At 69.1% G+C, this 25135-nt stretch carries 30 protein-coding genes and 2 pseudogenes; 13 read left to right on the forward strand and 19 right to left on the reverse strand.

Annotated features, from left to right (window positions below; all coding sequences use genetic code 11):
- Positions 1 to 174 precede the first annotated feature (174 nt).
- Positions 175 to 1233, reverse strand: coding sequence for an FAD-dependent oxidoreductase (locus ABZ939_RS15295; RefSeq protein WP_361853986.1), 1059 nt, complete (start codon positions 1231 to 1233; stop codon positions 175 to 177).
- Positions 1234 to 1413: 180 nt separating this feature from the next.
- Here ABZ939_RS15295 and ABZ939_RS15300 point away from each other — a divergent pair, with 180 nt between their 5' ends.
- The gene (locus ABZ939_RS15300; protein ID WP_361853989.1) at positions 1414 to 2313 is read left to right on the forward strand and encodes an RNA polymerase sigma-70 factor; all 900 of its coding nucleotides are present in this window, start codon (positions 1414 to 1416) and stop codon (positions 2311 to 2313) included.
- 40 nt (positions 2314 to 2353) lie between these two features.
- Here the strand turns inward: ABZ939_RS15300 and ABZ939_RS15305 are convergent, their stop codons facing one another.
- The 3 genes and pseudogenes from ABZ939_RS15305 to ABZ939_RS15315 all read right to left on the reverse strand — a co-directional run bounded on the left by ABZ939_RS15305 (position 2354) and on the right by ABZ939_RS15315 (position 3640).
- The gene (locus ABZ939_RS15305; protein WP_361853991.1) at positions 2354 to 2878 is read right to left on the reverse strand and encodes a GtrA family protein; all 525 of its coding nucleotides are present in this window, start codon (positions 2876 to 2878) and stop codon (positions 2354 to 2356) included.
- Positions 2879 to 3179: 301 nt separating this feature from the next.
- Positions 3180 to 3308, reverse strand: a pseudogene (locus tag ABZ939_RS15310) (VOC family protein); the annotation flags it as partial.
- Between the two features lie 68 nt (positions 3309 to 3376).
- The gene (locus tag ABZ939_RS15315; RefSeq protein WP_361853994.1) at positions 3377 to 3640 is read right to left on the reverse strand and encodes a hypothetical protein; all 264 of its coding nucleotides are present in this window, start codon (positions 3638 to 3640) and stop codon (positions 3377 to 3379) included.
- A gap of 316 nt (positions 3641 to 3956) precedes the next feature.
- Between ABZ939_RS15315 and ABZ939_RS15320 the strand changes: the two genes are divergently transcribed.
- Entirely contained in the window at positions 3957 to 5282 is a 1326-nt protein-coding gene (locus tag ABZ939_RS15320) for a carboxylesterase family protein (protein ID WP_361853997.1), read from the forward strand.
- Between the two features lie 83 nt (positions 5283 to 5365).
- A complete protein-coding gene (locus ABZ939_RS15325; RefSeq protein WP_361853999.1) occupies positions 5366 to 6013 on the forward strand; it encodes an alpha-ketoglutarate-dependent dioxygenase AlkB in 648 nt (215 codons plus the stop codon).
- A 196-nt stretch (positions 6014 to 6209) separates the two neighbouring features.
- Here ABZ939_RS15325 and ABZ939_RS15330 read toward each other — a convergent pair whose 3' ends face one another.
- A complete protein-coding gene (locus ABZ939_RS15330) occupies positions 6210 to 7157 on the reverse strand; it encodes a zinc-binding alcohol dehydrogenase family protein (RefSeq protein WP_361854002.1) in 948 nt (315 codons plus the stop codon).
- Between the two features lie 76 nt (positions 7158 to 7233).
- Here ABZ939_RS15330 and ABZ939_RS15335 point away from each other — a divergent pair, with 76 nt between their 5' ends.
- From ABZ939_RS15335 to ABZ939_RS15345, 3 genes and pseudogenes are all read left to right on the forward strand, one after another.
- Positions 7234 to 7725: a MarR family transcriptional regulator gene (locus ABZ939_RS15335; protein ID WP_361854005.1), complete on the forward strand. Its 492-nt coding sequence runs from the start codon at positions 7234 to 7236 to the stop codon at positions 7723 to 7725.
- 121 nt (positions 7726 to 7846) lie between these two features.
- Positions 7847 to 8086: pseudogene (locus ABZ939_RS15340) on the forward strand (helix-turn-helix domain-containing protein); the annotation flags it as partial.
- 478 nt (positions 8087 to 8564) lie between these two features.
- Positions 8565 to 9137 (forward strand): SRPBCC family protein, encoded by a 573-nt coding sequence (locus tag ABZ939_RS15345; RefSeq protein WP_361854571.1) that lies wholly within the window; start codon positions 8565 to 8567, stop codon positions 9135 to 9137.
- Between the two features lie 214 nt (positions 9138 to 9351).
- On the opposite strand, the gene ABZ939_RS15350 is transcribed toward ABZ939_RS15345, so the two are convergent.
- Positions 9352 to 10536: a zinc-dependent alcohol dehydrogenase gene (locus ABZ939_RS15350; protein WP_361854008.1), complete on the reverse strand. Its 1185-nt coding sequence runs from the start codon at positions 10534 to 10536 to the stop codon at positions 9352 to 9354.
- A gap of 217 nt (positions 10537 to 10753) precedes the next feature.
- Between ABZ939_RS15350 and ABZ939_RS15355 the strand changes: the two genes are divergently transcribed.
- Positions 10754 to 13276: a SpoIIE family protein phosphatase gene (locus ABZ939_RS15355; RefSeq protein ID WP_361854011.1), complete on the forward strand. Its 2523-nt coding sequence runs from the start codon at positions 10754 to 10756 to the stop codon at positions 13274 to 13276.
- Here the strand turns inward: ABZ939_RS15355 and ABZ939_RS15360 are convergent.
- Genes ABZ939_RS15360 through ABZ939_RS15370 form a run of 3 tightly spaced genes read right to left on the reverse strand, consistent with a single transcriptional unit; the run spans position 13215 to position 15860 of the window.
- Positions 13215 to 14249, reverse strand: coding sequence for an NAD(P)/FAD-dependent oxidoreductase (locus ABZ939_RS15360; protein ID WP_361854014.1), 1035 nt, complete (start codon positions 14247 to 14249; stop codon positions 13215 to 13217). The genes ABZ939_RS15355 and ABZ939_RS15360 overlap by 62 nt on opposite strands.
- Positions 14246 to 14782 (reverse strand): isoprenylcysteine carboxyl methyltransferase family protein, encoded by a 537-nt coding sequence (locus ABZ939_RS15365; RefSeq protein WP_361854017.1) that lies wholly within the window; start codon positions 14780 to 14782, stop codon positions 14246 to 14248. Before ABZ939_RS15365 ends, ABZ939_RS15360 begins: the two co-directional genes overlap by 4 nt.
- 7 nt (positions 14783 to 14789) lie before the next feature.
- Complete coding sequence (locus ABZ939_RS15370) at positions 14790 to 15860, reverse strand: 3-oxoacyl-[acyl-carrier-protein] synthase III C-terminal domain-containing protein (protein WP_361854020.1); 1071 nt, start codon at positions 15858 to 15860, stop codon at positions 14790 to 14792.
- Positions 15861 to 15938: 78 nt separating this feature from the next.
- On the opposite strand from ABZ939_RS15370, the gene ABZ939_RS15375 reads away from it, so the two are divergent.
- From ABZ939_RS15375 to ABZ939_RS15390, 4 genes are all read left to right on the forward strand, one after another.
- Positions 15939 to 16826 carry a UbiA family prenyltransferase gene (locus tag ABZ939_RS15375; protein WP_361854023.1) on the forward strand — a complete coding sequence of 296 codons (888 nt, stop codon included), beginning with the start codon at positions 15939 to 15941 and terminating at the stop codon, positions 16824 to 16826.
- A 130-nt stretch (positions 16827 to 16956) separates the two neighbouring features.
- Positions 16957 to 17427, forward strand: coding sequence for a hemerythrin domain-containing protein (locus ABZ939_RS15380; protein WP_361854026.1), 471 nt, complete (start codon positions 16957 to 16959; stop codon positions 17425 to 17427).
- Between the two features lie 160 nt (positions 17428 to 17587).
- On the forward strand, positions 17588 to 17761 hold the full coding sequence (locus tag ABZ939_RS15385) for a hypothetical protein (protein ID WP_361854029.1): 174 nt from the start codon (positions 17588 to 17590) through the stop codon (positions 17759 to 17761).
- A gap of 43 nt (positions 17762 to 17804) precedes the next feature.
- Complete coding sequence (locus ABZ939_RS15390; protein ID WP_361854032.1) at positions 17805 to 18074, forward strand: GlsB/YeaQ/YmgE family stress response membrane protein; 270 nt, start codon at positions 17805 to 17807, stop codon at positions 18072 to 18074.
- 44 nt (positions 18075 to 18118) lie between these two features.
- Here ABZ939_RS15390 and ABZ939_RS15395 read toward each other — a convergent pair whose 3' ends face one another.
- From ABZ939_RS15395 to ABZ939_RS15430, 8 genes are all read right to left on the reverse strand, one after another.
- Complete coding sequence (locus ABZ939_RS15395; protein ID WP_361854035.1) at positions 18119 to 18457, reverse strand: gas vesicle protein K; 339 nt, start codon at positions 18455 to 18457, stop codon at positions 18119 to 18121.
- 67 nt (positions 18458 to 18524) lie between these two features.
- Entirely contained in the window at positions 18525 to 18746 is a 222-nt protein-coding gene (locus tag ABZ939_RS15400; RefSeq protein ID WP_361854038.1) for a gas vesicle protein, read from the reverse strand.
- On the reverse strand, positions 18743 to 19645 hold the full coding sequence (locus ABZ939_RS15405) for a GvpL/GvpF family gas vesicle protein (protein WP_361854041.1): 903 nt from the start codon (positions 19643 to 19645) through the stop codon (positions 18743 to 18745). The genes ABZ939_RS15400 and ABZ939_RS15405 overlap by 4 nt, the downstream gene beginning before the upstream one ends.
- On the reverse strand, positions 19642 to 20067 hold the full coding sequence (locus ABZ939_RS15410; protein WP_361854044.1) for a gas vesicle protein: 426 nt from the start codon (positions 20065 to 20067) through the stop codon (positions 19642 to 19644). The genes ABZ939_RS15405 and ABZ939_RS15410 overlap by 4 nt, the downstream gene beginning before the upstream one ends.
- A 21-nt stretch (positions 20068 to 20088) precedes the next feature.
- Positions 20089 to 20337 carry a gas vesicle protein GvpG gene (locus ABZ939_RS15415; protein ID WP_361854047.1) on the reverse strand — a complete coding sequence of 83 codons (249 nt, stop codon included), beginning with the start codon at positions 20335 to 20337 and terminating at the stop codon, positions 20089 to 20091.
- A gap of 34 nt (positions 20338 to 20371) precedes the next feature.
- Positions 20372 to 21091, reverse strand: coding sequence for a GvpL/GvpF family gas vesicle protein (locus ABZ939_RS15420; protein WP_361854050.1), 720 nt, complete (start codon positions 21089 to 21091; stop codon positions 20372 to 20374).
- Between the two features lie 3 nt (positions 21092 to 21094).
- Complete coding sequence (locus ABZ939_RS15425; RefSeq protein ID WP_361854053.1) at positions 21095 to 21565, reverse strand: gas vesicle structural protein GvpA; 471 nt, start codon at positions 21563 to 21565, stop codon at positions 21095 to 21097.
- Positions 21566 to 21623: 58 nt separating this feature from the next.
- Positions 21624 to 21998 carry a gas vesicle protein gene (locus tag ABZ939_RS15430; protein ID WP_361854056.1) on the reverse strand — a complete coding sequence of 125 codons (375 nt, stop codon included), beginning with the start codon at positions 21996 to 21998 and terminating at the stop codon, positions 21624 to 21626.
- 223 nt (positions 21999 to 22221) lie between these two features.
- Here ABZ939_RS15430 and ABZ939_RS15435 point away from each other — a divergent pair, with 223 nt between their 5' ends.
- Together ABZ939_RS15435 and ABZ939_RS15440 are read left to right on the forward strand one after the other, a co-directional pair.
- On the forward strand, positions 22222 to 23148 hold the full coding sequence (locus ABZ939_RS15435; protein ID WP_361854059.1) for a histone protein: 927 nt from the start codon (positions 22222 to 22224) through the stop codon (positions 23146 to 23148).
- A gap of 3 nt (positions 23149 to 23151) precedes the next feature.
- A complete protein-coding gene (locus tag ABZ939_RS15440; RefSeq protein WP_361854062.1) occupies positions 23152 to 24291 on the forward strand; it encodes an SRPBCC family protein in 1140 nt (379 codons plus the stop codon).
- Between the two features lie 117 nt (positions 24292 to 24408).
- On the opposite strand, the gene ABZ939_RS15445 is transcribed toward ABZ939_RS15440, so the two are convergent.
- Complete coding sequence (locus tag ABZ939_RS15445) at positions 24409 to 24582, reverse strand: CsbD family protein (RefSeq protein WP_361854065.1); 174 nt, start codon at positions 24580 to 24582, stop codon at positions 24409 to 24411.
- Positions 24583 to 24674: 92 nt separating this feature from the next.
- The gene (locus tag ABZ939_RS15450; RefSeq protein WP_361854068.1) at positions 24675 to 24956 is read right to left on the reverse strand and encodes a hypothetical protein; all 282 of its coding nucleotides are present in this window, start codon (positions 24954 to 24956) and stop codon (positions 24675 to 24677) included.
- Between the last annotated feature and the right edge of the window lie 179 nt (positions 24957 to 25135).

Here is a 25135-nt window from a genome sequence, read left to right on the forward strand (position 1 = left end):
GATTTCCGAGCGGGGGTGTTGGCGGGCGCGGTGGCGCGGGCGGGCCGCGCCGAGCCGAGCAACTCTCCGTTCAGTTCGAGTCGTTCGCCAGGCTCGACGAGTGAAGCGAGGTCGGCTCCCTCGACGCGGGCGCGTCCCAGGAGCCGACCGCTCGGTCCCGCTCGGGCTCGCTGTTCAGCCGCCGGTTCCCGTGCGGGCCCCGTACTTTCCGCCGCGGGTCGCCAATTCCTTCAGTACGACCGCGGTGCGCCCGGTGAGACATGTGCGCCGAAGAGTGTCGTCGGGGTGGGTGAACTGGGCCACCGCGCTCTTCCGGCCGAGGGTGACGGCCCTGCCCAGGTAGCGCAGGGAGTACGGCTCGAGGGCGCGGCCCTCGATGAGGCGGGCCAGGGTGTCGGCCGCGTGAGCGGCCTGCGGCGCGGCGAGCGCGCAGGCGAAGCGGGCTCCGGGTACCGCCGCGCAGTCGCCCACGACGAAGATCCGTTCGTCGTCGACGCTGCGGAGACAGTCGTCCACGAGCGCGCGCCCCTCCGTGTCGACGGTGAGGCCGCTGCGTGCCGCCAGGTCGGGGACGCCCGCCACGATGGCCCACAGGGTCAGGTCGGAGGCGAACGCGGCTCCGGAGCGAAGGCGTGCGACGCCGTCGACGACCTCCGTGACACCGTCGTCCACGATGACGACGTTCAGCCGCCGCAGTTCGGCGCGGACCCGTGCCCGTGCCCGGTGGGAGAAGTTGTCGGCGACCGACGGCCCGACGATCCGCACCCGGAGGTCCGGCCTCGCCTCGGCCAGCTCGGCGGCCGTCTCGATGCCCGTCGCGCCGCCCCCGATCACCGTGACCGCGCTGTCCGGAGGAAGCGAGGCGAGCGTCGTGCGCGCCTCTTCCGCGCCTTCCCAGGTGCCCACCGGGATCGTTCCCGGCATCGGCCGGACCGTGCTGCCCACGGCGAGGAACGCGTAGTCGAATGCGAGGCTCTCGCCGTCGTCGAGGGTGGCGCAGCCGTCGCCGATCTTCTCGACGGTGCCGACCCGTGCGGTGATCCCGTCGCGCAGCATCGATGTGAGGGGCGTCGCGGCGACATGGGTTCCCGCGATCTGCTGGTGGAGTCGTACGCGTTCCACGAAGTCCGGGCGCGGGTTGATCACCGTGATCTCGGCGGTCTTCACCTTCTTGGTGATCCGGTTCGCCGCGAGCATTCCCGCGTAGCCGGCGCCCACCACCACAACCTTCATGTCGGCCTCCTTGTCAGGGTGACTGGTCGGACATGAGATGCCGGGAGGCCGAAGTCTGTGACAGCGCCTCGATATGTCGCACGTCACAGGGCGTGTCGGCGCAGAGCTGTCACAGGGCGGGGGAGTCGGGTGTCCTGTGAGGCGGACACATTCGAGAGCGAACGAAAAGGAGACCCGCGCATGCGCGAGGACGGTCGCCGCCTGGACCCCGCCACCGAGGCGTTCGTCGCCCATCGCAACCTGCTTTTCACGGTCGCCTACGAGATGCTCGGCTCGGCCGTGGACGCGGAGGACATCATCCAAGAGACCTGGTTGCGCTGGTCGGGCGTCGATCTCGACACGGTGCGCGAGCCGCGCGCGTACCTGGTCCGGATCGCCACCCGGCAGGCCCTCATGCGGCTACGCACACTCAGCCGGCGCAAGGAGTCGTACGTGGGGCCTTGGCTGCCGGAGCCGTTGCTCATCGCCCCGGACGTGGCCGAGGACGTCGAGCTGGCCGACAGCATCTCGATGGCGATGATGCTGGTGCTGGAGACGCTCGCGCCGACCGAGCGGGCGGTGTTCGTGCTCCGTGAGGTCTTCGAACTCGAGTACGACGAGATCGCGGAGGCCGTGGAGAAGAGCCCCGCAGCGGTCCGCCAGATCGCTCACCGGGCGCGGTCCCACGTCTCCGCGCGCCGACCGCGCGGCGTCGTCTCCGCTGCCGAGACCCGGGCGGCGCTCGACGCCTTCCAGCGGGCCCTCGAGACGGGCGACCTGCAGAGCCTGCTCGACCTCCTCGCGCCGGACGTCGTGGCCCTGAGCGACGGAGGCGGCATCAAACAGGCCATGCCGCGTCCCGTCGTGGGAGCCGAGAAGGTGGCACGCCTTATCGCCGCCGGCGTGACGGTGTTCGGACCCCTGGCGACGGTGGAGCCGGCACGGAGCAACGGCCACCCGGCCCTGATCGTGCGGATCGACGGGGAGATCGACATGGTCGTGGCCCTGCGGATCGACGACGGCCTCGTCACCGGGCTCTACTCCGTCCGCAACCCCGAGAAGCTGACGCGCATGGAACGGGAAACCACCGTGAGCCGCTGACGCGTGAACGGGCGGGCAGCGAGCCGCTCGAACGGAACCGTCAGGCGGCTCGGCACAGCACCCCGGGGTCGGCCGGAACCGAGGCGCGAGCCACCGTCGCGTGCACGGGGCGGGCGGTGCGGACCGTGACGGTGGCCCGCGAGCGGTTCCGTGCGAAGACGACGACGCGCAGCACCGCGAACCGCGCGACACCGGCGAGTGCGGAGGCGGACAGGTAGACGACCTGCTCGAGCACCGCACCGGGCGCCGCCACCAGCTGCTGCAGGAGGAGCATCGCCACGCAGGTGACCCCGTACGCAGCCGCCGCAGACCCGGCCGACTGCGCATGCTGGCGCCAGGTCGCGCGCCTGCCCGCGCCGAAGGTGAAGCGGGCGTGCAGCTCGGTGGCGAGGAGCGTCGAGACAACGGTGACAAGGGCGTTGGCCAGAACCCAGGGAATCCAGGAGGCGAGGGCGACCACGGCGAAGCTGGAGGCGAGCCCCACCCCGCCGCCGCAGAGCACGAAGCGGGCGAAGGCGGTGAACGCGCCGGGTGCCGCCTGCTGCCGGCTCTGTGCTGTCTCCATGATCCGCCCCCTTTTGATGGCCCACTCCGCGAAACGCGCAACCCTCGGCCTATGGGCCGAAGGGTGAGCTGCCCGTGGTGCCATCATGGCGCATCGATGGCGCCATGGCGAGCCACTAATTGGCGCCACGGGTGCCAGGGCTTGGATAGTGGCCCATGAACTCGCAGGTCAGAAGTGCTGTCTCCCTGGCGCCAAGGCGGAAAAATTGTCTATGAAGTCCCTGGGTTGCGAGTGGTTCCGGAGTCCTCCGCGCATCAGGGCCTGGACATACGAGAGCCTGTTGCACCGGATGAGATCCACGTCAGCCGAGCTGCTCGGCCAGGCCGACGATGATGCCCTCGGGGCCGCGGACATAGCAGAGCCGGTAGCTCTCCTCGTACTGCTCCAGCTCGCCGACGAGTTCGGCGCCGTGGGTGCGCAGGCGGGCGACGGCGGATCCCAGACTGCGGCCGTGATCGCACACCCTCGCGCGGATCGGTCACAGCGCTCCTGTGCCGGTCAGCGGCCGGCGACGCGGACCCGTAGGACGTACGGCTGCCCGGTGCTGATCGCCTCGGCCTGCTCACGGAGGTCCGCCCGGGTGAAGCCGAGCAGCGCGCGGTCGGCGGCCGCGCGCAGCAGGGGCAGGATCTCCCCGACAGGGCGGCCGCGGTGCGTCGCGGCGAGGTCGGCGAAGGCCCGTTGGTAGGGGGCGTCGTACGTGTTGGCGCTGTCGGCCAGCAGACGGTCCAGGTGCTGCCTGTCGACGCTGATCTCGCCCATGACCGCTCCCGCACTCAGGTGGCCGGCAAGGCCCGGCCCTCGCTTCTCACGCTACGAGGAGGGTCTGACAATGCCGCCGTGCCGGAACGTACCGCCGCCGTGAGGGCGCGCGCCTCGACCCTTCCCGTGGGGAGCCGGGAAGGGGCGGCGCGGTCCCGCCCGCTGGGCGGCAGGCGGGACCAGGTGCGCGATCCCTCTCCGGGGGTGGGTTTGCGAGACCGCGTACCGACACACTGCCACCGGCGTCCCGAGTGCAACAGGGTCGTGCACGAAAGAACCATCGGCATATGCGAAACGCCCGCCCCGTGTGCTGCCCATGGCGGGCACTGGCGTACGCGCCCCGGGGCCGAGATCGGCGGACCACGGCAACGGCGACCCCTCGCTGGTACGGACCGACAAGGGCATCGTGAGAGGCACGGTGACCGACACCGTGCGCAGGTTCCAGGGCATCCCCTACGCCGCCCCGCCCACCGGCGAGCGCCGCTGTGCCATGTACGGTGCTCAGCGGCTCGCCGCCGAGGGAGACGTCGTCGTGGTGACGGTCAACTACCGACTGGCCGCCCTGGGGTACCTTGCCCACCCGGACCTGGAGAAGCGCGGCGAGTCCGGGAACTACGGCTTCCTCGATCAGCAGGCGGCGCTTCGCTGGGTGCGGCGCAACGCCGCCGCGTTCGGCGGCGATCCGGACAACGTCACGCTCTTCGGGCAGTCCGCCGGCGGCTACAGTACCTGCGCTCACATGGTCGCCCCGTCGTCGGCCGGTCTCTTCGACCGGGTCATCCTGCAGAGCGCCCCGTGCACGGCTGACATGGGTCGGCGGGAGCGCGCGGCCGCGCTTGTTCAGGGCAAGGACACCGTCGAAGCACTCCGGAAGGGCCGTCCCGAGGAGGACTGGCGTACCACCCCCGTCGACCGACTGGTGAACCACTTCGGCACCGGACCCGAGTACGGGCCGACCTACGGCGGCACCCTGCTGCCCCGCACGCCCCAGGAGGCCTTCGCCACGGGGAAGTTCAACAAGGTGCCGGTGCTGCAGGGCATCAACCGCCACGAGGAGCGCGGCAGGGTCTACGGCTTCGAGCTGGCGAAGAAGATCGCGACCAAGGACCCGGCCGCACAGTTCGACCGGGTCGACTACGACCGCCACCTGAAGGGCACGTTCAAGGATCAGGCTCCCACCGTCGCCGCCCAGTACCCCATCAGTGCGTACGGAAACTCACCGGCCCTCGCCCTCGCGGCAGCCCTGACCGACGGCAACTGGGCCCGCCACTCCATCGACACGGGCCGGGCGCTTGCCCGCCAAGTGCCGACGTACACGTACGAGTTCGCGGACGGCGAGGTTCCCTGGTACGCGGACGCGGGGTATCAGAAGCCCGGGTTCGACGTAGGGGCCGCGCACATGTTTGAACTCCCCTATCTTTTCGAGCTCGACGCCTACGAGTCGCTCACGCCGGCGCAGCAGGACCTGTCCCGCGAGATGATCCGTATCTGGTCCCGCTTCGCCCGCACGGGCGAAGCCGACTGGAAGCCGACCACGCCGGCGGCGCCGAACGTACAGTCGCTTGCCTCGGGGCCCGGAGGCATCCGTTCCGTGGACTTCGCCAAGGACCACCAGTACGACTTCTGGAAATCCCTGCGCTGACTGGACGGGCACTGAGCCCGCCGCGACCGGCAGGGGTGAATGCCAGTCGCGCATACGTTCGATTCTGTGGTTAAGCTGGAGTCATGACCGCAGCACGACCGGACATCGCCGGCCTCCAGGCCTCCCTGTTCGACCAGGGCGACGACCCCCGGCCCGGGCCGCTGGTCGGCATCAAGCGGATCGCGCTGGCCGGCGGGGCCTGGGTCGATCATCTGCCCGGCTGGTTCCAGGGGGCCGACGCGCTGTTCGAGGAGCTGGCCGGGTGCGTGCCGTGGCGGGCCGAGGAGCGCAGGATGTACGACGACGTGGTCGCCGTGCCCCGTCTCCTCGCGTACTACCGCGAGGGCGAGCCGCTCCCGCACCCCGCCCTCGCCGAGGCCCGCTCCGCCCTCGGCGGCCACTACGCGCCCGAGCTCGGCGAACCCTTCGTCACCGCCGGCCTGTGTCTGTACCGCGACGGCCGTGACAGCGTGGCCTGGCACGGCGACCGGACGGGCCGCTCGTCCACGCAGCAGACGATGGTCGCCATCCTCTCCCTCGGCGATCCGCGCGACCTCGCGCTCCGCCCGCGCGGCGGCGGCCCCGTGGGGCTCCGGCTCCCACTGGGGCACGGCGACCTGGTGGTGATGGGCGGTACCTGCCAGCGCACGTGGGACCACGCGATCCCGAAGACGAGCCGCGCGGTCGGGCCCCGCATCAGCGTCCAGTACCGCCCCCGCGGCGTCGGCTGAGTGGTTCACTCCGAAAGTCCTTCGGGGCTTGACGCGATTGGTGTGGCTGTGTGGGGCACGGCATGCTGGGCAGCGGCCAAGGCCGCTGCCCAGCGCTGAGTCATATGGGGTCGCTCCCGCGTCCAAGGTGATCCCTTCCCATCCTGGCGGGGTTCATCGCGGGAGCCGCCTCGTGGTCGGTGCTTTCTGCGTGTCGTCAGGCGACGCGGAGGATGCTCTTGCCATGGGTTGTGCCCTCGGCGAGGTGCTGCACGGCCGTGGCCAGGTCTCCGAAGGCGTACTCGGTGGTGATGTCCATGCGGACCGTGCCGTCGGCGACAAGGCCGAGTGCGCGGCGGGCACTGTCGGCGAGCCGCTCGGGGTGGGTCCGGCTGAGCAGGTTGCTGTTGTAGGTCAGGAGTGACTTGCCGTGCATGAGGAGGTCGTTGGCGTCGGCAAGGACGGGTTCGTACGTGGCGAGGTTGCCGTATGCCACCAGTCGGCCGTGTACTGCGAGCTGCTCGAGGCCGGCGGTGCGGGTCGAGCCGCCGACCGGGTCGAGGATGACGTCGGGCTTTTCGTCGCCGAGCTTGGCCGGGAACTCCTCGCGGAGCAGGAGCTGGTCGTACCCGAACTGTGCGGCGTAGTCGGCCCTGTCGGCAGTGCTGACCACACCGACGATCCGGCCTGCTCCGGCCAGTCGGGCGAACTGGGCGGCGAGCGTGCCGACTGAGCCGGCGGCGGCGTGGATCAGCACGCTTTCGCCAGGCCGCACATTCGCGGTGGTGTTGATCAGGTCGTAGGCGGTCGGTGCGCCCCACCCGAGACCTGCGGCTGTTCTCAGCGGCATGCTGCCGATGCCGAACGTGAGCGTGGCGGACGCCAGGACCACTTCGGCGTAGGCGCCAGAGGTGGTCAGCGCGGCGACGGCCTCACCGACACGGCGTGCGTCGATACCCGCGCCGACAGCGACGATGTGCCCGGATGCCTCGAACCCCGGGACGAAGGGACGCGGTACGGCGAACTGGCCGTCCCTGACCATGGTGTCGCCCCACTGGATCCCGGCGTAGGCCACACGGATCGCCACCTGGCCGGGGCCGGGGGCGGGCTCATCGAGTTCGGCCACCCGGTAGTGGTCATCGGCGTCGAGAACGACAGCCTTCATGGTTACAGCCCCCTGGGTTGACTCAGTATCCTTACAGTCGAGTAACGGTAGACATGTAAGGTTCCTGAGTCAACCCATGAACCTGTCAATGGAGTGGGAGTACGCGGTGGAAGCCCCGATCGAGAACGACCTCTGCACCCGGATCAGGCGGTCGGAGCAGGCGCTGATGGCGCACCACGAGGCAGTACTGCGTGCCTACGGGCTGACCATGACGCAGTACACCGTGCTGTTGATCCTCTCGCGCGAAGGCGGCATGTCCGGCGCCCAACTGGCCCGCTCCTGCGGGGTGACGCAGCAGAGCATGAGCAGCGTGCTGACCAATATGGAGACCAAGGAACTGATCCGCCGCGAGACGTCCCCGGTGCACGCCAAGGTGCAGATCGCCACCCTCACCGATGGGGGCCAGACGCTGCTGGACAGCGCCTACAAGGAGGTGATCATCCTTGAGCGCGCGCTCACCGACGCGTTCACGCCCTCCGAACACGCCGCACTCTGCGAGCTTCTGGAACGCGCCACCACCGTCCTGGTCCAGCAGACGCGGCCCGCGACAGCCCCGCCCGCCAGCTGAGCCTGCGGGAGCCCATCACTGCGTACCCGCTCAGGAAGATTCGGTCACCCCGCCTGCGATGCCTGCCTGTTCTGCCGTGCCCGTGGTGCTGACCGCCGCCGAGCGCCATCATCTGAAGAAGATGGCCTACGGCCACAAGGCCCCGCATCAGGCCCGCCAGTGGGCAACCATCGTGCTGCTGGCGGCCCGGGGGCGCTCCAATGCCCGGGTAGCCGCGCAGACGCGGATCTACGTGGACACGGTGCGCACCTGGCGGGGCCGGTTCGTCGCCGGCGGCCTGCCCGCCCTGTCCGACCGCAGGCGCTCGGTCAGGCCGCCCTCGTTCACCCCGCTGCAGGTCGCCGAGGTCAAGGCGCCGGCCTGCCAGTTACCCGCCGAGAGCAGGACCGCAAGGTCGTTACGCCCAATGACTTCACGGACCTGCGACGGAGGATTCTTCTTGTCGGTCGGCGGGTGCGTGCCGGTCGAGCCGGGCCAGCAGATCGTCCAGGTCGGAGGTGGTGAACTTCCACTGCAGTTTGATCAACCCCCGAAGGACTTCCGGAGCCGACCACTAAGTCAGCCGAGGGTTTCCTCCACCGGGACGGTGGGCGCGCTGTCGTGGGGGAGGGCGCGTTCGAAACGTTGCTCCAACAGGGCGCGGAACCATAGCAGTCCGTGTCCCACTCGGCTCGGTCGGGCAGCCCCGCGAAGCCGCCTCAGTGCGCCGGTGTTGGCGTCGTCCTGCCGAGCGCGGAAATGCCGGGCGCCGGCTGCCGGTGACTGAAGCATGCGGTTCGGGGTACGCGCCGACACACAGCGCAATAACGACACAAGGAACGAAGGAGGACACCGTGAGCATGGTGAAGCAGTCCATCGACGTGGATTCACCGCTGCGGAGCGTCTACAACCAGTGGACGCAGTTCGAAGAGTTCCCGAACTTCATGGAAGGCGTGGAAGAGGTTCGCCAGGTGGACGACCGGCATTGTCATTGGCGTACTTCGGTCGGCGGCGCCCAGCGCGAGTTCGACACCGAGATCGTCGACCAGTTGCCGGACGAGCGTATTTCCTGGCGCACTGTCGGCGGGGACGTCAAGCAGAAGGGGGTCGTCACCTTCCAGCGACTGGACGAGATGCACACCCGGGTGAGCCTGGCCATGGATGTGGAACCTGGAGGGTTCATCGAAAAGGCGGCGGACGCGCTCGGCGTTCTCGACCGGCGCGTCAAGGGCGACCTGAAGCGTTTCAAGGGGTTCATCGAGGAACACGACCGGGAAACCGGCGAGTGGCGCGGCCGGATCGCACCGTCCGACAGTGGAAGCCCTGAGACGCCGACGGGCGGGATGGTGACCCCCACGCCGAGCGACGCCCCGGTGAGGGGAGAGTCCCTGGGGCAGTTCCCGGTCGATCCCGACGACCCGCGGCGCGGCTGACTGAGCGTCAGCCCCCACCGCGACCACCGCGACAGTGGCCCGGGGAGGCCGGCGGCAGATCCGCGGGGACGCGACCCCGTCACCGCGGATCCCCGCCCGGCCTCCCCGCTGAGTTCCCCGAGTTCCCCGGTGAGTTCCCCGCCCGGTCTCCTCGGCGAGTTGAGTTCCCCGCCCGGTCTCCTCGGCGAGTTCAGGGCTTGAGGACCCGACGAGTTCAGGGCTTGAGGAGCGTCTTGATCATCCCGTCCTCCTTCGCCTGGAACATCTCATAGGCGTGGGGAGCCTCTTCCAGCGGCATCGTGTGGGTGGCGAAGCCCTCCACGCCGAGCGGGTCCGAGTCGTTGAGCAACGGAAGGATGTCGTCCACCCAGGACCGTACGTTCGCCTGGCCCATCCGCAGCTGGATCTGCTTGTCGAACATCGTGAGCATGGGCATCGGATCGACCGCCCCGCCGTAGACGCCCGACACGGAGATCGTGCCGCCGCGACGCACGATGTCGATCGCGGTGTGGAGGGCGTCGAGTCGGTCGATGCCGGCGTGCTCCATCAACGGCCTGGCCAGTGCGTCGGGGAGCATCGCCGTGGCCCGCTGCGCCGCCGCCGTGAGCCGGGTCCCGTGGGCCTCCATGCCCACGGCGTCGATCACGGAGTCCGTGCCCCGGCCGTCGGTCAGCCGCCTGACCACGTCGGCCAGGTTCTTCCCGTGCTCCTTCAGGTCCAGGACGTGGACGCCGTGAGTGCGGGCCGATTCCAGCCGGGCCTCGACCAGGTCGACGCCCAGCACCAACCTTGCGCCCCGGTACAGGGCGATCCTGGCAGCCATCTGTCCGATCGGTCCGAGGCCCAGCACGGTGACGGAGCCCCCGGGCGGGATGTCCGCGTACTCCACGGCCTGCCAGGCGGTCGGCAGCACGTCGGACAGGTAGACGAAACGTTCGTCGGGCGGTCCCTTGGGGACCTTGACGGGCAGCGTGTCGCCGAACGGCACCCGCAGGTACTCGGCCTGCCCGCCGGGGACCTGCCCGTACAGCTTGGTGTAGCCGAAGAGCGCCGCGCCCTTGCCGTGCGCACGGACCTGGGTGGTCTCGCACTGGGACTGGAGGCCTTGGTCGCACATGTAGCACTGCCCGCAGGAGATGTTGAACGGGACCACGACCCGGTCACCAGTGTGCACCGCGGACACTTCCGAACCCACTTCCTCCACGAAGCCCATGGCCTCGTGGCCCAGGATGTCCCCGGGGTCGATGTACGGCCCCATCACCGAGTAGAGGTGGAGGTCGGAGCCGCAGATCCCGCTGGACGTGACCTTGACGACGATGTCCGTCGGTCGTTCCACCCGCGGGTCGCGAACGGACTGCACACGGACGTCCCGGTTGCCCTGCCAGGTCAGTGCACGCATGGTTCTGCCTCCTAGGAGAGGTGCAAGAAAGAGACGAATTGCGCCTTCCCCTGCCTTTCGTGACTATTCGCTGCCGAATCGGGCAGAGCCTGCAGAAGTATGGGCGGGCCAGGAGAGCTATGCGGACTGCGGGCGGGTCGGCACCGCCCCGTGCACACCCGTGTACCGTCGGCTCCGCAGAGGTCCCGTCGGCCCCGGCCGTGTCATGCTCAGACGTATGGAGGGCGACCCCGTGCTTCCCGCTCCCGTCCCCGGTAATGGTGACGGTGACGGTGCCGCGCCCGAGGTGGTCGCGTTGGCCAAGGTCGTGGCCAGACTGCGTGCCGAGGTCGCGGACCTGGAGGGCGCGGCCTCGACGACGGCCGTGCTCGAACGGGCCAAGGGCGTGGTCATGGCGCAGGCGGGCGTCTCGGCGGACATCGCGCACCAACTGCTGCTCGATCGTGCCGGGCAGCGCCGGAGGACGCTCCTGGAGGAGTGCTGGATCACCCTGGGCCGGGTAGGCGCGGGTCGTGCGGCCGCACCGCCCGAGACGTCGCAGATCGCGCCCGGCGTGCCGCAGGAGCCGACGCCCTCGCCCTTCGGCGGGAGCCGCTACGTCGTCGGTGACGGGCGGCCGACGGAGACGGAGCACCCGCTGCTCCTCGGGAGGCTCGCCCACGGTCTGGCGGCTGCTCGTACCCCGGATGACGTCGCGGGACTGCTCCAGGCGGTGCTCGGCGACTCGGAGCACGTGGAAGCGGTGATGATCTACACCGCGGTGGCCGCCGGAAGCCTGAAGCTGGTCGGCAGCGCAGGCGTCGACGACGCTGTGGCCGAGCAATGGAGCCATATTCCTCCGCTCAGCGGTGTCGCCGCGCTGGAGGCCATCGCCGCTCAAGAGGCGATTTGGCTCGAGGACGCGGAACGGGACGCCGCCCGTTACCTGCTGATCGGGGATCCACCCGAACGATGGCCCTCGCGCGCCTGGCTGCCCGTACCCGCGAACGGGCCCATGACGGAGGTTGTCGGGTTCTTCCGCACCGTGCCGGGACCCTTCGACGTCCGCACCCGGACGCTGCTCCGGCGAGCCGTCAGGCTGTGCGGCGCATCCCTCCGAGGAGAGCGGAGACCCCACGGACTCGACAGGCCCGCCGAGGATGTCGATGCCATCCAAGCGATCTTCGACGCGCTGTCGGGGACGGCGGTCCTGCTCACCCCCCTGCGGTCGGAATCGGGTGAGGTGGAGGACTACCGGATCGACGCGGCGGCGCCCGAGTCGGTCGACGTGGCCGGCCGGCGCGGCAAGCAGTTGGTGGGCCGGCGGATCCTGGAGACCTACCCCACCGTGGTGGGCACGGCCCTGTGGGACGGCTACCTGGACACACTGGCCACGGGTTCGGTCTATGTGGGCGAGCCCTTCACGTACGAAGAAGTGAGCGCCGGAGTCCAGCAGCAGTCGGTGTACTCGGTCCGGGCGTCCAGGCTGGGAAAGCGCCTGGTCGTGTCCTGGATCCGCCACGACACCAGCGAACGCGAGACCCGCAGGCTCGCCGACACGCAGCGCCTGGGCAACCTCGGCTGGGCGGGCTGGAACCTGGCCGACGACACCAGCATCTGGTCCGACCAGGCCTACGCCATCTTCGACCGTGACCCCGTCCTCGGGCCCGTGCGGCTGGAGGAACTGCCTCAGCACGTCCTGGCGGACGACCTGCCGAGTCTGGGCGCGGCCCTCGAGAGGCTGCTGGGCGACGGCAAGGCCATCGACCAGCCCTTCCGCGTCAGCGCCGCGCACGGCGTACGGCACCTGAGACTCGTCGCGGAGACGCAGCGGGACGCGGACGGGAAGCCCGTGGAGGTGCACGGACTGTTCCAGGACATCACCGCGCAACGGGACGCCGAACTGGCTCTGCTCGAGAGCGAACGCGCCAACCTGGTCCAACGCGGCATGCTGACGGCCGAACGCAGGCTCGCCGCCCGGCTCCAGGAGACGCTGCTGCCGATCCCCGAGCAGTTGCTGGAGCTCGCGGACCTGTGCGTCGACGTCGCGTACGTCCCCGCCGACAGGGGCCTGAACGTCGGAGGCGACTGGTACTCCGCGATCGAACTACCGGACGGAAGCGCACTGTTCGTCGTCGGAGACGTGGCCGGTCACGGACTGGCGGCCGTGGGCACGATGGCCCAACTCCGGTTCACCGCCAAGGGCATGGTCGTCACCGGTTCGGCCCTGCCCGACGTCCTCGGCAGGCTCAACACCCTGCTGCTCCATACGGCTTCGGATCCGGACGGCGCCACCGCCACCATGGTCATGGGGCGCTATCAGCCCTGGGACCGTCGCCTGACCTGGGTGAGGGCCGGGCAGCTACCGCCCCTGCTCATCCGTGACGGCCGGGCGAGCTTCCTGCCTCAGCCCCGGGGCTGCCTCCTCGGCGCCTCCTACGAATCCGTCTACGGGCAGTCCGCGATCGACCTGCTGCCCGGGGACCATCTGCTGTTCTACACGGACGGCCTGGTGGAGGTCCCGGGCGAGGGCATCACGACAGGGCTCGACCGGCTCGCCGACGCGTCGCTGCGGCTCCTGCGGGAGCGACGCCACGACATGCTCGCCCGCAATCTGGCCGCGATGCGACCGGGAAACCGGGACGACATCTGCGTCCTCGACATCCACGTGCCCGACGAGGCGGGCGATCTTGCGCCGGTCAGGCAAGCAGGTTCACGCCGCGCTGGAACAGACCGGGGAACCGGGCCGCCGTCGGCGTGATCAAGGGGGCCAGCCGGGGCTGGTTCCGGACCCAGAGGAGGGACTTCGTCAGCAGACGGTACGTGCGGGACAAGCGACACCAAGCACGTTCGTACGCTTGCGGGCGGCCCTCGCGAAGACAGCGCACGAGCGCGTCCGCAGCCGTCAGGGCGAGGGTGAGGCCCTCACCTGTCAGCGCGTCGACGTACCCTGCCGCGTCGCCCACGAAGAGGACCCGGCCGGCCACCCGGGAACGGGCCTGCTGGCGCAGCGGTCCGGCGCCCCTGGCCGGTGTTCTGTCGGCGTCGAGAAGGCGGGAGGCCAGGAGGGGGAAGCGGGCCAGCTGAGCGTCGTAGGGGACCTGACGGGAGGTGAGGATGGCGACGCCGACCTGCCGCGGCCCCAACGGGGTGACGTACGCCTCGCAGTCGGCCGACCAGTGCACCTCGACCAGGTCGCTCCACGGCTCGACGGCATAGTGGCGCCGCAATCCGTACCGGAGTGCGCCTCGTCCGGTGGCCGGGGCCGGTCGCACGGTCATGCCGAGCGCCCGCCGGGTGGGTGAGTGGAGTCCGTCGGCCGCGACGAGATAGCGGGCGGCGATCCCGTCCGCGGTGACGTACGTGTCGTACTGGCTCACCTGCCGAATCCGGTGCGGGATGACCGGAATGCCGAGCTGGGTGACCCGGGCGGTGAGTGCCTCGTGCAGCAGGGTGCGGCGGGCACCGAGTCCGTACCCCGTGCGGAAGAGGGCTTCGGCGCGTCGGCCGTCGTCCGCGTCGACGTAGCGGATGCCCCGCAGGGCGCGGCCGGGCACCTGCGCGTCGAGAGCTTTCAAGGCGCGCACCGCCGCCGGCATCAACCCCTCTCCGCAGGCCTTGTCGACAGGTGCGGGGCGTGGTTCGGCGACGACGACGTCGAAGCCGCGTTGTGCTCCGTGGATCGCGGTGGCCAGGCCCGCCGGGCCGCCACCGACGACGAGGAGGTCGATCACGACACGGCACCGGGGGAGGAGAGGGAGCGTGACGGTGCCAACGCGGTGTTCTCGCAGCGGATGCGGACCGTCAGCAACGCCGCGTTCAGGAGCGAGAAGCTCAGGGCGGTCAGCCAGGCGGTGTGCACCAGAGGAAGGGCGATGCCCTCGACGACGACGGCCAGATAGTTGGGATGCCGCAGGTACCGGTAGGGACCAGAGGTGATCAGCGGAAGGTCGGGGACGATCAGTACGCGGGTGTGCCAGCGGGGGCCGAGGGTGCTGATGCACCACCAGCGCAGCCCCTGGGCGGCCAGCGTGAGGACGAGGGCCGGCCACCCGAGCAGCGGCAGGAACGGCCGGTCGGCCGCCCAGGGCTCGACGAGGCAGCCGAGGAGCAGCGCGGTATGCAGGCAGACCATTGCCGGGTAGTGCGCGGCGCCGTGCTCCCGGCCGCCCCGGGCTCGGCTCCAGGCACCGTTGCGTCGCGCCACGGCGAGTTCGGTGAACCGCTCGGCGACGACGAGCAGGACCAGGACGATGTACGGCGTCACAGCGCTCTCACCAGGCCAGCAGAACGAGTTCGGACGAGAAGCCGGGCCCGAAGGCCATCATCAGGCCGGTCGTTCCGGGCGGCGGTTGCGTGGTCTGCGTGTCCTTCAGGATCTGCAGCACCGAGGCGGAGGAGAGGTTTCCGGTCGCTGCCAGGGCACGACGGCTCGCGGCGAGGGCCGAGTCCGGCAGACCGAGCTCCTCGGCGAGCGCGTCCAGGATCTTGGGGCCGCCCGGGTGGCAGATCCATGCCGTGATATCCGCGGGCTTCAGGTCGTGGTCGGCGAGGAAGGACTCGACCTCCTCCGTCACGTGCAGCCTGACGAGCTCGGGGAGTTCAGGACCGAGCACCATGCGGAAGCCCCAGTCGCCGACGTCCCATCCCAGGAGATGCTCGGTCCCCGGGTACAGGCGGCTTCGTGCGGCCACGACCGTCGGCCCGGAGAATCCGGTCCGGCGAGGCGTCGTCGCGGGACCGTCGCCGCTCACGGCCACGAGTGCGGCGGCTCCGTCCCCGAACAGACTGCCCGCCACGAGGTTCGCCATCGACATGTCCGCGCGCTGCAAGGTGAGTGAGCACAGTTCGGTGGACAGAAGGAGCGCGGTGCTGCCGGGACGGCCGCCGAGATGGTCGTGGAGGAGGGCCAGCCCGGCGGCGCCGGCGGCGCAGCCGAGCCCGAACAGGGGCACGCGCTTGACGTCGGACCGCAGACCGACCCGAGCGGCCAGCCGGGCATCCAGGGAGGGGGTCGCGATACCGGTCACGGTCGTGGAGACGACCAGGTCGATCTCCTCCGGGTGTACGCCCGCGTCGTCCAGTGCCCGCTCGACCGCCTCGGCGCCCAAGGCGGTGGCCAGTTCGACGAAGAGACGGTTGGTCTCGCCGAACGTGCCGAGCTCACGGTAGCGGTGGAGGGGCAGGGCGAGATGACGTGTCTCCACGCGGGCCGCCGCGTGCAGCCGGCGCAGGAGGCCTCTGTCGACCCCGGGCGGAAGGCGGGAGACGAGGTCGTCGGTGATCTCTTGTTGCATATAGCGGTGCGGCGGGAAGGCCGTGCTCACCGCGAGGACGCGGGTCATTGCTCCAACATAGGGACAGTGAGGCGGCGGAACCCTCAACCCGGTGGTCACGGGCGCGCCGTCGCCTAGCGTGGTGCGGTGCCGTCCACCACCGATGCAGGTACCGACCGTGTTGCCGGCCAGGACGTTCTCGACGCGGCCGAACAATCGGCCCTCGTAGGGCTCCTGAAGGCCAGTCACCCCGTCCCGACGGTGGCGGTGACCGTCCTCACGGCACTACTGGCTGCCGCCGTCGGGCTGGGCTCCGCCGCCGGGGCGAAGGCCGTGGCTGCCGTCGCCGCGGGCCAGTTGTCCATCGGCTGGTGCAACGACCGGCTGGACCTGCGGCGGGACCGGGACGCCGGACGCCGCGACAAGCCGCTGGCCGTGGGGGCGGCACGGCCGGGCGCGGTGGCCACCGCGGCGTTCGTGGCCCTGCTCGTCTGCGTCCTGTTGTCACTTGCCTGCGGGGTCGTGGCCGGCGCGGTCCACATCGGCTGTGTCGCCGCCGCGTGGTCGTACAACCTGTGGCTCAAACGTACGGTCGCCTCCTGGCTGCCGTACGCCATCGCCTTCGGACTGCTCCCCGCCTTCCTGACACTGACCCTCCCGGGCAGCCCGTGGCCACCCCTGTGGCTGACCGTCGCGGCCGCCCTCCTGGGCACGAGTGCCCACTGGGCCAACGTCCTGCCGGACATCGAAGAAGACATCGCGGGCGGTGTCCTCGGCCTCCCGCAGAGAATGGGCCGACGCGGTTCCGTCGCCATGGCCGCGCTCCTGGCCCTCGCCTCCTGTGTCGTGGTGACGGTCGGACAAACCGGACCCGTGACCCCGGGTGGAGGGATCCTGATCGGGGTGACCCTGGCGCTGTGTCTTCTGGCGATGGCCGCGCCGCCCGCTCTGGTACGAGGGCGACTGCCCTTCCTCGCCATCCTGGCCATGGCCGGAGTCGACGCTGTGCTCCTGGTCCTGGCCGGCAGATCGTGATGCCGTACTCGATCGGGCGAGGAATGCGGCCATTCGGCCTTGAGTACCGTACCCGGGGCGCCCACCAGGGGCATGCGTGCATCGCGGTGCCCCTCGTCCGGCACCTTCCGCACTGACCCTGAGGAACCCCGTGGATGCGATCGTGCTGTTGCGTGAGGACCACAAGACGGTGGAGAAGCTGTTCAAGCGGTTCGAGAAGACCGGCGACGATGACCACAGCGACCGTCGTGAGATCGCCGATCAGGTGATCGAGGAGTTGACGGTGCATGCCTGGATCGAAGAGCAGATCTTCTATCCGGCGGCCCGCGAAGCAGCCCCGGACACCAAGGATCACATTCTGGAGAGCATCGAGGAGCACCACGCGGTGGTGTGGATGCTCTCGGAACTCAAGGGGATGGACCCGGCGGACGAGCGCTTCAAGGCGAAGATGACGGTACTCATGGAACACGTCCGGCATCACGTCGACGAAGAGGAGAAGGACTGGTTCCCCGAGGTGCGCAAGGCCATGGGCCGCAACCGGCTCGTCGAACTCGGCGAGCAGCTGGGGACCGCGAAGAGTGAGGCCCCCCGCGACCCCCTCGCCGTACCGAGTGCCGAATGAGCCCGTCCGCGCGGTGGCGGGCGTAGCCGTGCGGGCGGGCCTTGTGTTCGTAGGGCCTGTTTGACGGCGGGCACGTGGCCGGCGGGACGCATGGTTGACCTGTCAACGGGCAGTAGCGTGCCGAAGCATTCACAACGCGTGGTCGCGCGGAGGTGCGTCAATGAGTTCCGGTGAAAAGATGAAGGCCAAGGCCGAGCAGGTCGTCGGCAAAGCCGTGAAGAAGACGGCGCACGCCATGGGCAACGAGAAGACAGCGGCCAAGGGTGCCGCTCTGGAGGCCCGTGGCAAGGCCAGGCAGGCGAAGGAAAAGGGAAAGGACGTCCTGGGGGGCTGATTATCCCGGCTGTGGTCGGTTCTCCGCGGAGAAGAGGATTTCCATGAGCATCATCGGCTGGATTCTGATGGGACTGCTCGCCGGCATCATCGCCAAGGCTCTGATGCCGGGCAAGGACCCCGGCGGCTGCATCACCACGATCCTTATCGGCATCGCGGGGGCACTCCTGGGCGGGTGGCTCGGCAAGGTCATCTTCGACGTCGAATCCATCGACGGCTTCTTCGAACTCTCCACGTGGATCGCCGCGATCGTCGGTTCCCTCATCCTCCTGGCCGTCTATCGGTTTGTGGCCGGTGCAAGGAAACGACACTAGATCGGGGCGTACCGGCTCCCCCTCGGGGCGTATCGGCTCAGCCGTCAGTCCCGGGGTGGGAGCAGGGGGCCGAGGGGCCCGAGATCGAGGTTGAGGTCGTCCAGTGAGTAGCCGTGCTCGGCGCACAGGTCGGCGAGGCGGTCGTGGAGGGCCAGCAGCGTCGCGCCGAGTTCCTCTTCCTGCTCATCGGTGAGATCCCCGGCGTCCACCCGCCGCAGGGCTTGGCGTTCGATGAGCTGGCGGAGGAGCTCGACGAGGGTGAGGACGAGTTTGAGGAGGTCCTCCTCGACGGTCTCGCGGTCGGCGCGGATGCGATGCGCGGGGCGGGTGGGCGCATCCTGCGGGGCGGGAGGCGCCTGGAGAAGCCGGAAGGCCTGCGACATGGCGTCGCCGACTTCGTCGAGGCCCGATGCGGGACGGGGAGGGCGATGCCCGTGCGGAGGGCGGCGCTCAGTGCTCACTTCGACCGCCGTCCAGCGCCCTGAAGGGGGCCGAGTCGGACTCGACGGACACGATGAGGGCGCGCAGTGAAATGCGGACGAGGTCGATGTCGGCGATGGACAGCACGATGTCGCCGGCGACGACCACTCCGCCGCTCAACAGACGGTCGAGGAGGTCGACCAGCGCGACCTGACGGCCGGGCAGTGGTTGGTCGCGATCTGCGAGGCTCATGGCACCGGCTTCGAGGCGTCGGCAGCGGCCGGGGTATCGGGCGGTGGCATGGCGAACGAGTACGGTGCCCAGGGGCCGGTGACCTCGATGCGGATCTCGGGGAAGTCCTGCGCGGCGCGCTCGATCGATGCCCGGAACTGGTCGGCCTGCTCGTCGGGGATGAGGTAGGCGTCGTTGAGGACGTTCTCCTGGGCGCCGGTCAGGGTGCCGCGCTGCGGGGCGTGGCGCACGCGCTGTGAGGCGTGGCGGGCGGCCACGGCGTCGATGGTCTCGGCGGCGTCCTGCGCCTGCCGATACACCGCTTCGCGGGCGTGGTGCTGGGACCTGCGGCGCTGCAGGTACGCCTTGCCCGGCGTGGCGGCGGCGGTCGGCGCGGCCTGAGGGGAGCCGGCAGGGGCCTCCGGGTCGGTCGCGGAGGCCGGGGGAGGGAGGTAGATCTTGACGCCGAATTCGGTGTGCGCCGCAAGCTGGGCCAGTCGCTCGGAGAAGGTGTGGTGCTGCGCGACGAGGGCTTGGTGTGCCCGGCCGTCGTCCTGATAGACGGTGGCCATCCGCAGGGGCAGGACCGTGCCGTGTGCGGCGACGGCCTGTACGACGTCATGGTGCGCGCGGGCGACGCTCTCGAGCCACTGGAGATCCTCGAAGTGATCTTTGAGGGCAGCCTCGTTGAACTCGCGATGGGGTACGGCGCTGATGACGAAGGCCAGAGGTGAGGGACTGCCGTCGGAGGCATCGGAGGCATCGGAGGCATCGGAGGTGTTGGAGGGCGCGGAGGGATCGCTCAGGAGCCGGACGGGCGCCTGGCCGATGCCCCGGAGGTGCGCGAGCGCCTCGCGCAGGGGCTGTGTCTGCCGCGCAACGGCGTAGACGTACGTGAGGGTGTCCGGCTGTGTGTTCACTGCGGACGCCCCCGCGTCGATCTGCCGGGTTTGCTCTCAGGTTCTTCCTCGTCGGGAGAAGGCTCCTCGGACTCCCGTTCCCCGAGCTGATCCCGGCGGAGCGCTTCCAGCTCGGCGCGCAGGCGGCGGTTCTCCTGTTCCAGCGGACTGCCGGTGTGCCGGGAGGACAGGGAGGGGTCGTGCTCCCACCAGTCGATCCCCATCTCCTTGGCCTTGTCCACGGAGGCGACGAGGATGCGGAGTTTGATGGTCAACAGCTCGATGTCGAGCAAGTTGATGCGGATGTCGCCGGCGATGACGATGCCCTTGTCCAACACCCGCTCGAGGATGTCGGCGAGGCTGGACGAGGAACTCGATCCGTACGGCGTCGGGGCGGCGCGGGACGGGAACTCGCCGAGCCGGCCGGGCAGCGGTTCACTCACGATTGCGGCCTCGCTTCCGGGTCACGGTGACTGCTGCCGGAACGCTTCGATCTCGTCGAGACGGTCGATCAGCTCGTCCTCCCGTCGATCGAACGTCTCCTGGTCGATCTCTCCGCTCACCAGCCGCTGCTCCAGGTCGGCCAGCTCGCGCCAGACGGGGGCGGGGTCGTAGTACACCTGCTCGGCCCTGTCGGCGACCTGCTCGGCAACCCATACGACGGCGCGCACCGGTGCGACCGGGAGCGTCAGCAGCTGCGTCAGCATTCCCATCGTCCTCTTCCCTTCCGGCGGGGTGATGGAGTGGTCACTGCACGAAGCTGTAGGGGGGCAGCGGACCGTTGCATCGAAGGCCCACGCCACCACCGAGCTCGGCGCTCAGGCGCGCCTGCGCCTTGAGGAAGTCGCTCTCGTTCTCGTCGGGCACCAGGAGCGAGAGGTTGAGGAAGTCGTTTGCGGAAGCCGGGCGGGTGACGTGGTCGCGAGCGAAGGGCAGTAGCGCCTCGACCAGGCCGGCGGCCAGGCTCTCCTGCCGTGCCTGCACCTCGCGGGCCACCAGCTCCCCCAGAGCGAGCGGCACCTGCGGATCCCGGTCACCGGTACGTATGCGCTCGTTGAGCTCCCTCGCCTCGGGCACGTCCTCGAGGATCTGCTGCAGCAACGGATCCTCGTCGTCCTGCGAGGCCCGCACGTGATACTCGGCGCAGCCCTTGAGGCGCTGCAGAGCGGCGAGGTAGTTGTCGGCGTTCTGCTCCAAGGCCTGCTGGACGGTGAGTTCGTCGGAGGCGACGTAGCCGAATTGCAGAGGGAGGACGACTCCGTCCGCCATCAGCCCCTCCTGGACTTCCTTGTGCGCGATGAGATCCCGGCGTTTGGGTCGGATCTCCTCGGAGATGTCGCTGACGACCGCGCAGAGCGTGTCGGTGGTGACTGTGCGCAGAGGGGAGGGGTCGGAGCCCACGCCGTTCATGCCGTCGATGTGGCGGGGATGGTCCCTGGCAGTGATCGCGTACACGTAGAGCGCCATCGGTCAGTCCTTCTCCCGGTGTGCCGTGCGCCTGGCAGGGCGTCGCCGTCTGGGGGCTTCTTCCAGCTCTTCCTCTTCCTCATCCTCATCCGGCTCTTGGGACTTGGAGGATTTGCCGCTCAGAGAGTCGGTCACTGCTTCGACAGCTCCGGTCAGCGCTCCCTTGGACTTTCCATGCGCGCCACCTTCCGTTATGCCCTCCATGACGTCCGGCAGCTGGGCCGGTGCCTTGCGGCCGGCTTCGAGGTCGAGGCGGTTGCATGCCTCGGCGAAGCGCAGGTACGTGTCGACGCTGGCCACGACGATGCGTGCGTCGATCTTGATGATCTCGATGCCTACCAGTGAGACACGGATGAAGATGTCGATGACCAGGCCGCGATCGAGAATGAGCTCGAGTACGTCATAGAGGCTGCTGGTACTGCCGCCGCCTCCCCCTCTGCTGATGTTGCTGCCGCCTTGCGGCACCATGGTCATGGCGCCTCCTTCATCGCGGGCTGCTGCGCGAACTTCGCGGGCTGCTGCGCGGCTGCCCTCACGTCGGCCGATCAATCATGCCGCGGGTGTAGCGGCGGATACGTTCGTAGGAGATCAGCTCGCCCTCCTCGTCCAGAGTGACTCGGTAGGTGGCCATCACGCTGGTGGTATCCGGGATCCGCTCCAGCTCCACCACCTCGACCTGGGCTTCCCAACCCTCATCGGTCGGCTTGAGAGAGGAGACGGAATCCGGGACCCGGCCCAGGAGTTGAGCCAGCTGCTCGACTGCTGAACGCATCGCCGACGCCGCGTTGGTCGCTCCGGAGCGCCGCCGGGAGGCGGCTCGCCGAGACGGTTGCCTGTCCTGCTCGTCACCCTTGCCGCCGGAGCGGGACGACCCGCGCCGTGGGCGTGCAGGTTCTGCTGCGGCCATATGTCACTCCCCTGGGGAGACGGCCTCACAGAACCTAGAATGTCACTAAATACGGTGATAAGTCTTCCCGTGTGGGCAGAGGCCACTTGAAGTGGCGCAGAAGGTTCGATGACTGCCCCAGCCGGCCTGCTTCGTCGGTCGGCAGCGCAGAAGCCGCGATCCGCGATCTGCGAGCGACATCGAAGAGAATCCGCCGGCGCCCTGGCAAAAAAAGGGGATGATCATGCAGGACACGACGAAGATCGCGCTCGCAGCCGCGGTGGCTGGGGGCTATGTGCTCGGTCGAGCCAAGAAGGGCCGCCTGGCATTCACCGTGGCGACCTATATCGCCGGCCGTCGTTTCGGGCTGGACCCGGGACAGCTGATGAAGGCAGGCGTTTCCCGACTGAAGGAGATGCCGCAGTTCGCCGACCTCGGCGACCAGTTGCGCGGAGAAGCCCTCGACGCAGGCAAGGAGGCCCTCGGCGCCGCGGCGAATCGCAAGCTCGCTCAGTTCGCGGATTCTCTTCACGACCGCACGCTGGACCTCACGCGTGGCAGCGCCGATCGGGAGGGCGACGAGGAAGAAGAGCCGTACGAGGAAGAGGAAGAGGAACCGTACGAGGACGAGGAGGAGGAAGCGGGAGAGGGGGAGGAAGAAGAAGAGGAAGAAGAAGAGCCGGAGCCTGCGGAGGGCGAGGCAGAGGAAGAAGAGGAGGAAGAGCCCGAGCAAGAAGAGCCCGAGGAAGAGCCCGAGGAAGAAGAGCCAGAGGAAGAAGAACAACCAACTCCACCGCGACGGCGGGCCCGCTCCACGGATCGGAGTAGTTCCAAGCAGGCTGCTCCTGCCAAGAAGGCAGCGGCCAAGAAGACGACCAGCAGAAAGCCCGCAGCGAAGGCCACTCCCGCGAAGAAGAGTGCCGCCTCCAAGCCCACCGCGAAGAAGGCCGGCGCGTCGCCGAGGAAGAAGGCCACGAGCCAAACCGGCGCACGTAAGACGGCTGCCAAGAAGACAACTGCCAAGAAGGCGCCGGCCAAGAAGTCGGCCGCCAAGAAGGCGCCTGCCAAGAAGTCGGCCGCCAAGAGGGCACCTGCCAAGAAGAGTGCAGGCAGCTCGCCACGTAAGACAGCTGCCAAGAAGACGGCGGCCCGCAAGTCTGCGCGGAGGTAGGTCATGGCAAAGTCAGACCGCGACCGCACACAGGAATCCAACGCGGGCCTGGACCAGCTGTTCAAGGAACTGTCCGAGTACCTCGCCGCCCAGGCGGACCGACTGGCGGACAAAGCTTCCGACAAGCTCGGAGGCCTCACCGACCAGCTCTACGACGTGGCAGAGGGCGGCGGCAAGCTCTCCGACGTCGGCGGAATCGGCGCCCGCCTCCTGCAAGGCAAATCGCCGCTGAAAGCCATTGCCGGCCAGTCCTTTGCAAAGCTCAAGGACAAGGTGACCGACACCGCGTCCCAGGTCTTCGGCAAGGGCGGCAAGGGCCGCAAGAGCGGCGGCGGCAAGGTCGTCAACATCTACGAGGTGGCCGACGTCGGACTGCCGCTCCGTACGGTCTACGACCACTGGACGCAGTACGAGAACTTCAGCAGCTTCGCCAAAGGCGTGCGGGACGTGTCCCGCGACGACGAGACGACCAGCGACTGGAAGCTCAAGGTGGGACCGTCCAGCAGGAGCTGGAAGGCAACCGTCCAGGAGCAGGTTCCCGACGACCACATCATATGGACCTCCGAAGGCGCCAAGGGAACCACCCGCGGCGGCGTCAGCTTCCACGAACTCGCCCCGACACTGACCCGGATCGTCGTCCTCGTCGAGTACCACCCGGCCGGAATGTTCGAGAAGACGGGCAACATATGGCGGGCCCAGGGCCGACGCCTGCGCCTGGACGTCAAGCACTTCGTCCGCTACGTCACCCTCACCACCGAGGAGCCGGAAGGCTGGCGTGGGGAGATCCGGGACGGCGAAGTCGTCCAGACTCACGAAGAAGCTCTGGAGGAAGAGGAGGAGCGAGGCGACGAAGAGTCCGAGTACGCAGGCGATGAGGGTGGCGGAGAAGAGGAAGTCGAAGAAGGCGAAGAAGGTGACGAAGCCGAAGAAGGCGTAGAGGGCGTAGAGGGCGACGAAGCCGAAGAAGGCGACGAAGAGGAAACCGACGAATACGAGGACGACTCGGAGTACGAGGCCGACGAGCCCGAAGACGAGGCGGAGCTCGAAGATGAGGCGGAGGAGGGTGGCGAAGAGGACGAGGAAGACGAAGAGGCAGACGAAGAGGAATACGAAACCGCGCCCGCTCGCCGACGGCGCCGCTAGAACGCGTCGGCAGCGCGTCGGCCCGGGACTCGCGCCGACGGACAGCACGGGCAACGGCCGGGGCCGGCAGGACAACCTCTCCCGCCGGCCCTCGCTCGTGCTGTCCGCAACGCCGCGTCAGTGCTTGAGCGTGTCCTTCGCCTTTTCGCCGGTCTGCATGGCATCAGCAGCCGCCTGCTCGGCGCGCCCCTTCAGCTCCAGACTCTCGTTGCCGGTGGCCTTTCCAGTGGCCTCTTTCGCCTTGCCCTTGGTGGTCTTGGCGACGTTCTTGGCCTTCTTGCCTGCGCCCATTCCTCTCATCTCCAGGTATCGAGCTGTGTGGGCTCTGATAGCAATCCGGCGTGTACCCCGGATGAGAATGAGTACGCACGTTTCAGGCGGTGCTACGCCGTGTCGGCTTCGTAGAGCCGTCTGGCTCGCGCAGCCGCCCCGGTCAGGGTGAGGGGGACGCCGATGCTCTGGCACATCCGTCGGGTGCGCGCGATGGCGCTGAGCGTGGCGGGGGAGGGATCGGCCGTAGGCAGCTCGACGATGACTTCGGCGGGCCGATGAGCGTGCACCAGGGCCTGGATCTGGAGGGCCACTGCTGCGCGGTTGGTGACCTCCAGCTCGCGGTGGAGGGTGACGCGGAGGACCGCGTGGTCCATGGCATGGCTCATCAGCATGGTCTGCCTCCAAGCATTGATTCGATACCCCTGTTTGCCCAGCTTCGGACGGTTCGACGCCCGGGTTTCAGTGTCCGACAGTCACGGCGCCAGGACGGTCCGCCACGCTGGCCCGCCCTCTGGTCGGGGTTTGCCGGTGCGCTCTCGGCGTATGGGGTCCTGCGGACCCACGAGAGTTG

The organism is Streptomyces sp. NPDC046712, assembly GCF_040645695.1.
Lineage (GTDB): Bacteria > Actinomycetota > Actinomycetes > Streptomycetales > Streptomycetaceae > Streptomyces.